Consider the following 12116-nt stretch of genomic DNA (forward strand, 5'->3'; position numbering starts at 1 on the left):
TTATGAAAATTGCGGTACTGTCCAGAAACCGGCACCTGTACTCCACCCGCCGGTTAGTGGAAGAAGGCATCAACCGGGGCCATGAAGTGAAGGTAATCGACTGCCTGCACTGTTCCATGAACATCACCTCGGCAGATCCCAAAATCCACTACCACGAAGAGGTGCTGGAAGACTTTGATGTGGTGATTCCGCGAATCGGGGCGTCGGTAACCTTCTACGGTACCGCCGTGTTGCGCCAGTTTGAAATGATGGGCGTGTTTCCGGTGAACGAATCGGTGGCCATCACCCGCTCCCGGGACAAACTGCGCTCCCTGCAATTGCTGGCCCGCAAAGGCGTGGGCATGCCGGTAACCGGGTTCGCCAACAAACCCGATAACGTGCCAGAACTGTTGAAAATGGTGGGTGGTGCGCCGGTGGTGATCAAGCTGCTGCAGGGCACCCAGGGCATCGGCGTGGTGCTGGCGGAAACCCGCAAGGCCGCCGAGAGTGTGATTGAGGCCTTTATGGGCCTGAAAGCCGACATCCTGGTGCAGGAATTCATCAAGGAAGCGGGCGGCGCGGATATTCGCTGTTTTGTCATCGGTGACAAGGTGATTGCCGCGATGAAACGCCAGGGCGCCGAAGGCGAGTTCCGCTCCAACTTGCACCGTGGCGGTACCGCCTCCCTGGTGCGGATTACCCCGGAAGAGCGCAAAACCGCTATTACCGCGGCCAAGGCCATGGGGCTGAATGTGGCCGGGGTGGACTTGCTGCGTTCCAGCCGTGGCCCGCTGGTGATGGAAGTGAACTCGTCGCCCGGGCTGGAAGGTATCGAGAACGCCACCGGCAAAAACGTGGCAGGCATGATCATCAACTGGACAGAAAAACACTACAAGCCTTGGAAAACCAAAACCAAGGGCCGAGGATAACAGCGTATGGCGAGAGCCCCGTTCGAGATTGCCGGAGTTCAGGTAAAGCCCGGCACCCGTGAAACTGTGGAAGTGCCGGTGGCGAAACTTTATACCCATACCCCGCTGCATATTCCGGTGGAGGTGGTGCATGGCCGTCGTGACGGCCCGGTGCTGATGGTGTGCGGTGCCATTCACGGCGATGAAATCAACGGCGTGGAGATCATCCGTCGGGTGCTGAAAAACTCGGCGCTGCGGCATTTGCGGGGCACCCTGGTGGCCGTGCCGATCGTGAACATTTTCGGTTTCGTGCAGCGCACGCGGTATCTGCCCGACCGGCGCGACCTCAACCGCTGTTTTCCAGGCTCGGAAAGCGGTTCGCTGGGCGGCCGTATAGCCTACCTGCTGCGCACCCAGATTATGGAAAACGTAAGCCACATCATCGACCTGCACACCGGGGCCATTCACCGCTTCAACCTGCCGCAGATTCGGGCCGAACTGAAGAACCCGGAAACCGCCCGTATGGCGGAAGCATTCGGCGCCCCCATCATCATTAATGCGGGCTTGCGAGAAGGCAGTTTGCGAGCCTACGCCGATTCCCTGGACATACCGGTGATCACCTTTGAAGGCGGCGAAGCGCTGCGCTTCGATGAAGTGGTGATTGCCAGCGGCGTGAAAGGGGTGATGCGGGTAATGCGGGAACTGGAAATGATGCCCGCAAAAAAAGGCCCGAAGGCTCCTCGCAAACGCTCTGAAACCGCCGCCAACTCGGTGTGGGTGCGGGCAGACATCGACGGCATCATGCGCCCGGTGGCACACCTTGGCCAGCGGGTACGCAAAGGCCAGAAACTGGCCATGGTGGCCGACCCCTTCGGCGAAACCGAAGAAGCCATTACGTCCCCCTGTTCCGGCATCGTGATCTGCGTGAACAACCTGCCGCTGGTGAACGAAGGTGAAGCCATCTACCACGTGGCCCGCTTTGATGAACTGGGTGAGGCCGAGAAAGCCATGGACTATTTCCGCAGCACCTACGAAAACGAAGTGGCCGACGACGCGGTGGTGCCGGTACATCCCTGGGACGAAATGCAAAAATAACACACTGGTGGAGCAACCATGATCTGGCATCAGAGCATTATTGAACTGGCCCCCAAGCCACGGGGCTTTCACCTGGTTACCGACGAAATCCTGGCCCAGGCGCCAGACCTGACCAACTGCGAGGTGGGCCTGCTGAACCTGTTCATCCAGCACACCTCCGCCTCCCTGGCCATCAACGAGAACGCCGACCCGGACGTGCGCGGCGACCTGGAACGCCATTTCAACGTGATGGTGCCGGAGCACGCCGACTACTACGAACACACCCTGGAAGGCCCGGACGACACCACCAGCCACATCAAGAACGTGATCATCGGCCCCTCGCTGAGCGTGCCCATTACCCATGGCCAGCTGGCGCTGGGCACCTGGCAGGGTCTGTATCTATGTGAGCACCGTAACCGGGCAGGGAGTCGGCGGGTGGTGGCGACCTTGCAGGGGCGTTGGTAATAATTGACGTAACCCGTGGTAAACGAATGAATATGTAGCTAATGTGGGCGAACGGACTGAAGTAACACAAGGAGTACGTGTGAGCCGTTTCGACCGCATCTACAAAATTCACGACCTGCTTCGCAACGCCCGCCATCCGGTACCCATGCGCACCTTCATGGACGAACTGGAAGCCAGCCGAAATACCGTTACCCGTGATTTTGAATTCCTCCGGGACTCATTAGGAGCGCCTCTGGAATACTGCCGTGAAGGCAATGGCCATCGCTATGCCCCCGACGCGCCTGTGTTCGAGTTGCCAGGGTTCTGGATGAACCCGGCCGAGCTATACGCCCTTCTGGCCTGCGGCCAATTGCTGGACAACGTGCAGCCCGGCCTGATCTCCAGCCGCCTGGCCCCGTTAAAACACAAAATACGGGAACTGCTGGGCGAATCCGGCTACGAAGCCCAGGCCATCGACGACCGCATCCACATCCAACCCATCCAGATTCGCCACACTAGCCACCAGATGTTTGACCTGGTAGCCCAGGCCACGCTCGCTGGCCAGTGCCTTCGCTTTCACTACCAGCCGCGAGGGCAAGGTGACGCCAGGGAGCGCACCGTACACCCCCAACGCCTGCTGCATTATCGCTCCAACTGGTACCTGCTCGCCCTGTGCCAGGAGGCCGACGCTCTGCGCCTGTTTTCCCTGGACAGAATTCGGAAGGCGCAACTACTGGATGCGCCAGCAACGCCGTTGCCAGAGACAGAGCTGGAGGCCTTCACCAATGCCGGATTCGGCATATTCGGCGGTCAGACGACGGCCATCGCTCACCTGCGTTTTTCACACCACGCCGCTCGCTGGGTTGCCGAAGAGCAGTGGCATCGCAATCAGCATGGCGAGTGGCAGGACGATGGTTACCACCTGCATTTGCCCTATGTGGACAATCGGGAATTGGTTATGGACGTGCTGCGCTATGGGGCCGAGGTGGAGGTGATTGGGCCGCCGGAGTTGCGGGAGGAAGTGGCGGGGCGGATTCGGGCGATGGCGGGGATTTACTGAGGTTTTTTACAGTGGTGCATGGGGTGGGGCAGTGATGGGTTTAAGGTGCAACTCTAACAAGCCCTTCGATTGTTTGAACGATAACGGAGATGTTCATGGATGACTTGTCGCCTTCAGACCTGAAGGCAATTCTGCATTCAAAGCGCGCTAATCTTTACTACCTGGAGTACTGCAGAGTCATGCAGAAAGATGGCCGCGTTCTTTACCTGACAGAAGCCGATAAAGAGAACCTCTACTACAACATACCCATCGCGAACACCACAGTATTGTTGCTGGGCAACGGCACATCAATCACTCAGGCTGCAGTACGCATGCTGACCCAGGCCGGTGTGCTTATCGGATTTTGTGGCGGCGGAGGCTCACCCCTATACAGCGGTAGCGCGGTTGAATGGTTTACCCCTCAAAGTGAATATCGACCAACCGAGTACCTGCAGGGTTGGGTGGGTTTTTGGTTTGACGACGCGCGCCGGTTGCAAGCGGCCCGCAAATTCCAGCAATCCCGCATTGTCTACATGCTGGAGGTTTGGCAGAAAGACCGGGATTTAAAGCTGGAAGGTTTTGACATACAGGATCAAACGATTCAGCAGGCGCTGGATAAATTCCACACCCGAACCGACCAGGCTGAAAAGCCTGCAGACCTTCTTCTTACCGAAGCCCAGTTGACGAAAATTTTGTACAAGTACGCGGCAGAGGCAACGGGCCAGAGCGGCTTTACTCGCAAGCACCAGTCAATAGATAAAGCCAATGACTTTCTGAATCACGGTAACTATCTGGCCTATGGTTTAGCAGCATGTTGCTTGTGGGTTCTGGGCATTCCCCATGGCTTTGCCGTTATGCACGGGAAAACCCGCCGCGGTGCTTTGGTCTTTGATGTGGCAGATTTGATCAAAGACGCACTCGTTTTGCCCTGGGCGTTTATTTGCGCGAAGGAAGGCGCAACGGAACAGGAGTTCCGGCAGCAAGTGCTACAGGCGTTTACAGATCACAAAGCGCTTGATTTCATGTTTGATACGGTAAAAGCCGTTGCCCTGCAGGATCTTTCGCCGGAAGAGGTGGAGGTATTGGGCTTATGATGGTGATTTTTGTTTCACAGTGCGAAAAGAAAGCGCTGCCGCGCACACGGCGGGTTCTGGACGCCTTCGCCAACCGTATCGGAGATAACACCTGGCAAACCCTGATTACTGAAGAGGGACTGGGCACCGTTCAAACGATGCTGAAAAAAACGGCCAGTAAAAGCTCGGCAGTCAGTTGCCACTGGATTCGCTCCAGATCCCGAAGCCAACTGCTATGGATTGTCGGCAACCGAAAAAAGTTCAATGCAGAGGGCGTTGTGCCCGTTAACAGCACCGAACAGGATCTGCTTACCAGCGATGATGAAAACAATTGGAAATACCTGCCGCTGATCAAAGCCTTCGCCGGGCTGGCGGCGTTGCTGCATGATTGGGGTAAGGCAACGAAGCTGTTTCAGGACAAGCTCAATCCGCAATCGAAAAACAAGTTTCAGGCTGACCCGCTGCGCCATGAGTGGATTTCCAGCTTGTTATTGATGGCCTTGATTAAATCTGGGAAAACACCAGATCAGGATCAAAGCTGGCTTGAGCCTCTGCTAAATCAAACCATTAATGAACAACGTCTGCAGCAGGCGTTACCAGCCCTTACAGGCAGCCGCCATCCGCTGGCGGATCTGCCAGATGCCGCTAGCCTGCTTCTCTGGCTAATACTGTCCCACCACAGGCTGCCCAAGCCGGAGGACCAAAGCGGATTTGGTGACAAAACTAATGACACCCCACAGCGATTGCTACGGAGAATTAATCAGCAATGGGGCTATGAGAACAAAAGAGATGAGGCGGAGTTTAAAAAGCGCCTTCCGGATTGTTTTGTTTTTCCTGAAGGGTTGTTGTCAGCATCTTCAGACTGGCTAAAAGAGCTCAGCTTCCGCGCCCGCCAACTGCAAGAGTATCTACCTCTTTTCACGCAAGCCATCCAGGATGGCAGTTGGCGCACAATCGCTCATCACGCCCGTTTGTGCCTGATGCTGGGTGACCACTACTACTCCTCGCGGCCACAGGATGCAAAATGGACGGCCAGCGTTGGTTTGTTTGCCAACACCCACCCCGATGGTCCCCACAAAGGGGAAATGAAACAACAACTTGATGAGCACTTGGTCAGGGTATCCCAGGTGGCCGTGCGCGCCTGCAAGATACTGCCGAGTTTCGAACGTGATACCCCAGTGGCTGAAAGCGTCGAAAAGCTGAAACCGGCCAAAACAGTACCGCCTGCTATCAAAAAGCAGTTTGGCTGGCAGGATAAAGCGGTTACGGCCATTAAAAACTACCGACAGGAAACCGACGACAAGGTTACCGGCTATTTCATCGTTAATATGGCCAGTACCGGGCGTGGCAAAACCCTGGCAAATGCCAAAATCATGCAGGCTTTGTCTGAGGATCAACAAAGCCTGCGCTTCATACTAGCATTAGGCTTGCGAACACTCACTTTGCAGACTGGCGATGAGTATCGAGATCGAATCGGTTTAAGCGAGGAAGAGCTGGCGGTGTTGATCGGCTCGCGAGCCGTGCTTGAGCTGCATCAGCAAACTAACGCGGTGGTAGAGAAAGAAAATCAGCTATTGGAATCCGAAGATTTTGGCTCAGAGTCCTGTGAAGCATTGCTGGATGAGCAGGAGCAGGTGTTTGGCTTTGAGGATGATGAGCGCTGGCAGAACCTGTTACCAGAAGAAGAGCTGACCACCGTACTGACTGGCCAAAGAGAGCGAGCGTTGCTGTACGCTCCGGTTCTTGCCTGCACCATCGACCACATTATGGCGGCCACAGAAACCACCCGTGGCGGGCGTTACATACTGCCCAGCTTGCGCTTGCTGTCTTCTGATCTGGTAATTGATGAAATTGACGATTTCACCGGCGAAGATCTGGTAGCCATCGGGCGACTTATCCACCTGGCAGGTATGCTGGGGCGCAAGGTGATGATCTCTTCTGCCACCATTCCGCCTGACCTTGCGCTTGGGTATTTTACCGCCTATCAAAAGGGATGGGCTCTGTTTGCTGCCAGCCGCTATCAGAACAGTCAGGTGGCCTGCGGCTGGACAGATGAGTTTAAAACAAGCCTGGCAACAGTGAACCAGGGCGAAAACGCCACTGCTAACTATCAATCTGCTCACCAGGCCTTTATCGAAAAGCGAAGTCAAAAACTACGCACCGAGCCTGCCAAGCGTCGGGCCGCTATTGTGCCGTTATCGAAGCCTGCCGAGGGCGATTCCTTTGAAACAGGGTTTTTCTCCGCCATCCAGAATGAAATTGTTCATAAACACCACCAACACCATGAGCAAGACGCAAAAACCGGGCGTAATGTCTCATTTGGCGTGGTGCGCTGCGCCAATATTTCACCCTGCGTTGACCTGACGGAATACCTGCTGGATGCACAATGGCCGGAACAGGTTGAGGTGCGGGTGATGGCCTACCATAGCCAGCAGGTTCTGCTATTACGGCACGCTCAGGAACAGCACCTTGATAAGGTACTCAAGCGAAAAATACCCGCAAATGACCCGGCGGGGGCGTTTCAAAACCCGGTAATTCGACAGCACCTGGATACTGGCGAGAGTCGAGAACTGATTTTTGTGCTGGTTGCCACACCGGTCGAGGAAGTGGGGCGTGATCACGATTTCGACTGGGCGGTGGTTGAGCCCTCCTCATACCGTTCCATTATCCAGCTGGCCGGGCGAGTGCGCCGCCATCGGGCTGCCGATCCAAACAACGAAGCACCGAATATGGGACTGCTGCAATACAACCTTAAAGGCTACAAGGGGTGTAAAGAAAACGTCTTTAGTCGGCCGGGTTATGAGCAAGGTAACTGGCAGCTTAGCCCATCGAGAAGCCTGACGGATATCGTGGACGCCAAGGCGTTGGAACGCCGTGTTGATGCAGTGCCGCGCATTATGAAAGGTGATGCAGCGCCCTCCAAACAGCTGGCGGCTCTGGAGCATTTTGTTATTGGCCGCACTTTGGGTTGCCACTACCTGACTGGTGAAGCCAAAGGCAGTGATCCGGCCACGAGCCCTGCAAACCTTTGGGGCTACACCGATGATTATTGGTGGATGACCGCTTTGCCGCAGCAGTTTAATCGCTTCCGCAACAGTGCCCTCGGTCTCAGCCTTTTTCGGGTTATTGATGAAAAAGGCCGAGCGGCTTTCTGGGTGTATGACCAGCGTGCAGGTTGGGTGCGGAAGGAAAAGTCATTGGGAATTCAGCACCAGCCTCTCAGCCCTGAACGCACAGCACGGCTCTGGCTGAAGCGGGATTATGAAGCCCTGGTGGCGGAGCAAAGCCAGCTTAGGGGAACAGATATAACGGAAGCCTCCCGACGGTTGGGGGAAATTACTCTGAGTGTTTATGACGAGATTGGCCACTACCGGTATAACGATCAGCTGGGGCTGGTCAAGGTTAATAAAGACTAATGGGTTTACAGGAGATAACCATGCTGGATCCAGCCATTGAGCAGTTCTTTGCTGAGCGCAAAGAGGCTTGGCTAAAGAAAAACCTCAAAGCCTCCATGTCAGATCAAGAGGTGCGTGAGAAAGAACAGGAGTGTGAAGAAGTTTTCTCGTTGAAGAACTGGTTGCCGAATGCCGCCAAGCGCGCCGGGCAAATTTCAATGGCAACCCATCCCTGCACATTCAGCCATCCAAGTGCCCGGAAGAATAAAAATGGCTATGCCAGTTCCATTATTGCCCAAGGCGGCGAGCGGTCTCCCGATGGGTTCCTGCGCAGCGGTAACCTGCAGGTTGAGCCGGATGCGTTGGGCAATGCGGCCGCACTGGATGTGTATAAGTTCCTGACTTTAGATCTGCAAGATGGCATGACTCTGCTACAGCACATACAGCGTGACACCGACATTGCGTTGAATCTCTATGAGAAAGCCGGTGGTGACAGTGAGGCTTTAAAGGCAGGCCTTCTTGCCATGGTGGCAACGAACGATGAAGCGGTGACCAGCTCCAAGATCAAGCAAGTCTATTTCCCGGTTAAAGATGAGGGTTCGGAGTACCATCTGCTCTCAATCCTCAGCCATTCTGGCCATTTATTTGAAATGCGGCGGAGGTTGGATCAGCTTCGATTTTCTGAGGAGGTTAAGGCCAAGAGGGAGCTTAGAAGGCAGAATCAGTATTCAGAAACTGGATACCAGGAGATCTATAACCTCACAACCATAGGCTTCGGGGGCACCAAGCCACAGAATATCAGTGTTCTGAATAACCAAAATGCTGGCAAAGCTCATCTATTACTGTCGCTGCCGCCAGAGTTATCCCCCAGAACTACCCGGCAGCCTACGCGCAATTTCTTTGGCGATACGCTCTACCCCAACCAGCTCCAGGAAACCTTTCAGGCCTTCCACAGACTCCTGACCACAGATTACAACAATATGCCTATTCGCAAGGGCAGGGATTACCGGATTCAGGAATACCTCGACCAACTGATTCTGAAGATGTGGCAAGTGCGCAAAGCGTTTGAAGAGCAACCTCATAGCCGATCAGAAAGCCTGCCTGGCTATCAAAAGGTCTGGTTGTTTCCTGAGCGGGAAGCTGAACGATCAGAAAGCACGCAATGGCTGAATGAGTTGGTAAATGAAGCCACGCGCCATTTTATCAACAGTTATCGAAAAGTGATGGGCAAAGCTGCTGTCCCGTTAGGAGATGACGAGCTGGAAGCCTTTTCCCGCATTATTGAACAGAGCAAGGAGGCGCTGCTATGAGTACCCGTCGCATATTGGTGCTGCCGCACCTGAAAGTGCACAACGCCAACGCACTTTCCAGCCCCTTCACCATTGGTTTCCCTGCTATGACGGCCTGGCTGGGCTTTGTTCATGCACTGGAGCGCAAATTAAAAGCCAGTGGTTATTCAACGCTTGAATTGTGTTCTACAGGTGTCATCAGTCACCAGTGTGACCTGCAAACCTATCGGGGGCCGGGGGATTTTGTTCACTCAATCATTGGTACCGCAAACCCACTCGACAAAGATGGGAAGCGGTCTGCGTTTATCGAAGAGGCCCGGTGTCACCTGGACGCCAGTCTGCTGATTGAGTGCCGTGCCAGTGAGGATGATCTTGAGCAAATCGAGCAGCCAGAATTCCTCGAACAGGTTGAGCAACTGTTAAACATCATGAAAGTTGCCGGTGGGGACCTTCAGCACGTTAACCCGCCAAGATTTGTAGCACTGGATGACAGCGACAATAGAGGTGTTCGCAAGCTGCTGCTCAATCTTATGCCCGGCTTTGCACTTATCGAGCGTCGTGAGCTTATGCAGAATGCCATGGAGCAAGGCGCTGATGCGCTGGATGCATTACTTGAATACCTGACAGTGCATCACCGCAGCGAACAAGATGAAGAGGGCAATGTGAGCTGGCATAGCCAGCGCAAAACCGCAGAGGATGGGAACAAACCCGGTTGGATAGTGCCCATTGCTACGGGCTTCCAAGGTATCAGCCCTCTCGGGCAAGCAAAAAATCAGCGCGACCCGGACACACCTCACCGCTTCGCTGAGAGCGTGGTAACCCTGGGAGAGTTCAGAATGCTGCACCGCATTGGAATGCTGGACGACCTTCTTTGGCAGTACCACATCGACATGCCAAACAATCTGTATCTGTGCCAACAGGTTCAGCCAGAAACTAATGACGACGGTTTTCATTAAACCTTGATGATGGAAGAAAGGGAGATACAACATGGCTAAAAATAACGACACCGCCTCGGTACTGGCTTTCGAGAAAAAATTGGTGCCATCAGACGGCTACTTTTACGGCACCCGCTGGGATGAGAGGGCTGAGGCAACGGTGCTGGAACTGCAAGAAAAGTCCGTTCGGGGCACCATTTCCAATCGCCTGAAGACCGCAGTAAAAAATGACCCGGCCAAGCTGAACGCAGAAGTCGAAAAGCCTAATTTGCAAACGGTTGATGCCTGCGCCCTGGGAACCGAGCAGGATACGCTGAAACATCAGTTTACCCTCAAGGTACTGGGCGGCGTAGAGCGCCCCTCTGCCTGTAATAATGCGCTGTTCAAGCAAAGCTATTACCAGGCGGCGCGTAATTACATTGAGCGTGAGGGCTTCAGAGAGTTGGGGCGTCGCTATGCCCATAATATCGCCAATGCGCGCTTTTTATGGCGCAACCGGGTTGGGGCGGAACAAATTGAAGTGCAGGTGAAGGTGCTCAACAGGGGCCAGGAGCAGGAATGGGTGTTTGATGCGCTGAATCACAGCACTCGAAGTTTTGACCAGCAGGATGATCAGGTGAACCAGTTAGGAGAAAAAATTGCTACGGCACTGGCCAGTGGTGGCGGCGCACTTATGCTGGAAATAACCACCTATTCGCAGTTGGGCAAGGCCCAGGAAGTTTATCCTTCTGAAGAACTCGTGCTGGACAAAGGCAAAAGCAAAAAGAGCAAAGTGCTGTATCAGGTGAAAGGCCATGCGGCCATGCACTCTCAGAAGATCGGCAATGCGCTGCGCTCTATCGATACCTGGTATCCAGACTATAGCGACGAGCAGGAAAGCGCTGGTGCGATTGCCATTGAACCCTACGGTGCGGTTACCAACCTGGGCAAAGCTTACCGCACACCGAAAGACAAACAGGATTTTTACACGCACTTTGATGCCTGGGCCCGCGGTGGTGAACTAAGCGCCAACGATGAGCATTATGTGATGGCTGTGCTGGTACGAGGTGGTGTGTTTGGCGAAAGTGACAAGTAGGGAGTACGCCATGCGGTTTTACCAGGACATTACCCTTTTGCCCGATGCCGAGGTTTCTCTTGGTTTCCTCTGGCAAAAGGTGTACCAGCAGATCCACATAGCACTGGTTGAACATAAAATCGGAGACAACCAGAGCCAGGTTGCGGTGGGGTTTCCAGAATACGGAAACGGGGCATTCCCGCTGGGCAGAAAGCTCCGTTTGTATGCTTCGGAACGTGTACAGCTTGAGCAGTTGGGGATTGAGCAGTATCTCCGGAGGTTGAACGATTATGTTCACCTGAAATCCGTTCAGGATGTGCCAGATGTAGCCAGCTATGTGAGCTTTGTGAGGCACCATGCCAAGGGTGAGGCGAGAATAGAAAAAGACCACCAGAATAAAGCCAGGTTATGGGCTGCCAAGTCAGGGAAGCCCCTCCAGGAGTGTTTGGATGAACTGGAAAAATCCCGACCGACATTGCAGGGCAAACTGCCGTTTATCTGGATGGAAAGTCAGGAAACGAAAAAGCGGGAGGAAAGTGCTGGAAGGCGGTTTCCACTATTTATAAAACGATCTGAGCAGCCGTGTCCGGTTAGGGGAGCCATAAACTGCTATGGATTAAGCCATCCAGACAACCCTGTTAGCTTGCCAGCATTCTAAAAACCAAAAATTTGCTCTTTTAAAAAATGGTTATTTAAACAGTGTGTTACAGCAACGGGTTTTGGAAAGGGTAAAAAAGCTTTTTTCAGTTAACTCTTTGCTGTAACTTTATTTTTTGCCCTTTGGGCATTGTTCGCCGCCGCGCAGGCGGCTTAGAAACAAACCAAGGCTTTTTTAAGCCATCATCGAAAGTTCGCCGCCGCGCAGGCGGCTTAGAAATGATCCAGCTTGAGACAGGCGTACCGGAGAGAGTTCGCCGCCGCGCAGG

Annotated in this window: 10 protein-coding genes and 1 CRISPR repeat array (1 of these 11 running past the window's edge); all 10 genes read left to right on the top strand. The window is 54.2% G+C overall.

Translation table 11 applies throughout. From position 1 onward, the window contains the following. Window positions 1-2: 2 nt before the first annotated feature. The 10 genes from rimK (at window position 3) to cas6f (ending at window position 11848) form a co-directional block, all read left to right on the top strand. Entirely contained in the window at window positions 3-908 is a 906-nt protein-coding gene (gene rimK, locus C7H09_RS06535; RefSeq protein WP_106761797.1) for a 30S ribosomal protein S6--L-glutamate ligase, read from the top strand. A gap of 6 nt (window positions 909-914) precedes the next feature. Then, window positions 915-1982, top strand: coding sequence for a succinylglutamate desuccinylase/aspartoacylase family protein (locus C7H09_RS06540; protein WP_106761798.1), 1068 nt, complete (start codon window positions 915-917; stop codon window positions 1980-1982). An 18-nt stretch (window positions 1983-2000) separates the two neighbouring features. Continuing rightward, window positions 2001-2426, top strand: coding sequence for a secondary thiamine-phosphate synthase enzyme YjbQ (locus tag C7H09_RS06545; RefSeq protein ID WP_106761799.1), 426 nt, complete (start codon window positions 2001-2003; stop codon window positions 2424-2426). 79 nt (window positions 2427-2505) lie between these two features. Next, window positions 2506-3465, top strand: coding sequence for a helix-turn-helix transcriptional regulator (locus C7H09_RS06550; RefSeq protein WP_106761800.1), 960 nt, complete (start codon window positions 2506-2508; stop codon window positions 3463-3465). A gap of 95 nt (window positions 3466-3560) precedes the next feature. Continuing rightward, window positions 3561-4538: a type I-F CRISPR-associated endonuclease Cas1f gene (cas1f, locus tag C7H09_RS06555; protein ID WP_106761801.1), complete on the top strand. Its 978-nt coding sequence runs from the start codon at window positions 3561-3563 to the stop codon at window positions 4536-4538. Continuing rightward, window positions 4535-7933 carry a type I-F CRISPR-associated helicase Cas3f gene (gene cas3f / locus C7H09_RS06560; protein ID WP_106761802.1) on the top strand — a complete coding sequence of 1133 codons (3399 nt, stop codon included), beginning with the start codon at window positions 4535-4537 and terminating at the stop codon, window positions 7931-7933. The genes cas1f and cas3f overlap by 4 nt, the downstream gene beginning before the upstream one ends. A 20-nt stretch (window positions 7934-7953) precedes the next feature. Beyond that, on the top strand, window positions 7954-9222 hold the full coding sequence (gene csy1 / locus C7H09_RS06565; RefSeq protein WP_106761803.1) for a type I-F CRISPR-associated protein Csy1: 1269 nt from the start codon (window positions 7954-7956) through the stop codon (window positions 9220-9222). After that, entirely contained in the window at window positions 9219-10157 is a 939-nt protein-coding gene (gene csy2 / locus C7H09_RS06570) for a type I-F CRISPR-associated protein Csy2 (protein WP_106761804.1), read from the top strand. The genes csy1 and csy2 overlap by 4 nt, the downstream gene beginning before the upstream one ends. 31 nt (window positions 10158-10188) lie before the next feature. Beyond that, window positions 10189-11211 carry a type I-F CRISPR-associated protein Csy3 gene (gene csy3 / locus C7H09_RS06575; protein WP_106761805.1) on the top strand — a complete coding sequence of 341 codons (1023 nt, stop codon included), beginning with the start codon at window positions 10189-10191 and terminating at the stop codon, window positions 11209-11211. Window positions 11212-11221: 10 nt separating this feature from the next. Continuing rightward, a complete protein-coding gene (gene cas6f, locus C7H09_RS06580; RefSeq protein ID WP_106761806.1) occupies window positions 11222-11848 on the top strand; it encodes a type I-F CRISPR-associated endoribonuclease Cas6/Csy4 in 627 nt (208 codons plus the stop codon). Between the two features lie 131 nt (window positions 11849-11979). Continuing rightward, window positions 11980-12116: a CRISPR direct-repeat array (repeat unit 28 nt; unit sequence GTTCGCCGCCGCGCAGGCGGCTTAGAAA) (it continues 1451 nt past the right edge of the window).

Origin of the sequence: Marinobacter fuscus (genome assembly GCF_003007675.1) — a bacterium.
GTDB lineage: Bacteria > Pseudomonadota > Gammaproteobacteria > Pseudomonadales > Oleiphilaceae > Marinobacter > Marinobacter fuscus.

Excerpts from the sequence above, each read along its gene's own strand:
- rimK (WP_106761797.1), top strand. The coding sequence starts at position 3 with ATGAAAATTGCGGTACTGTCCAGAAACCGGCACCTGTACTCCACCCGC.
- C7H09_RS06540 (WP_106761798.1), top strand. The coding sequence starts at position 915 with ATGGCGAGAGCCCCGTTCGAGATTGCCGGAGTTCAGGTAAAGCCCGGC.
- C7H09_RS06545 (WP_106761799.1), top strand. The coding sequence starts at position 2,001 with ATGATCTGGCATCAGAGCATTATTGAACTGGCCCCCAAGCCACGGGGC.
- cas1f (WP_106761801.1), top strand. The coding sequence starts at position 3,561 with ATGGATGACTTGTCGCCTTCAGACCTGAAGGCAATTCTGCATTCAAAG.
- cas3f (WP_106761802.1), top strand. The coding sequence starts at position 4,535 with ATGATGGTGATTTTTGTTTCACAGTGCGAAAAGAAAGCGCTGCCGCGC.
- csy1 (WP_106761803.1), top strand. The coding sequence starts at position 7,954 with ATGCTGGATCCAGCCATTGAGCAGTTCTTTGCTGAGCGCAAAGAGGCT.
- csy2 (WP_106761804.1), top strand. The coding sequence starts at position 9,219 with ATGAGTACCCGTCGCATATTGGTGCTGCCGCACCTGAAAGTGCACAAC.
- csy3 (WP_106761805.1), top strand. The coding sequence starts at position 10,189 with ATGGCTAAAAATAACGACACCGCCTCGGTACTGGCTTTCGAGAAAAAA.
- cas6f (WP_106761806.1), top strand. The coding sequence starts at position 11,222 with ATGCGGTTTTACCAGGACATTACCCTTTTGCCCGATGCCGAGGTTTCT.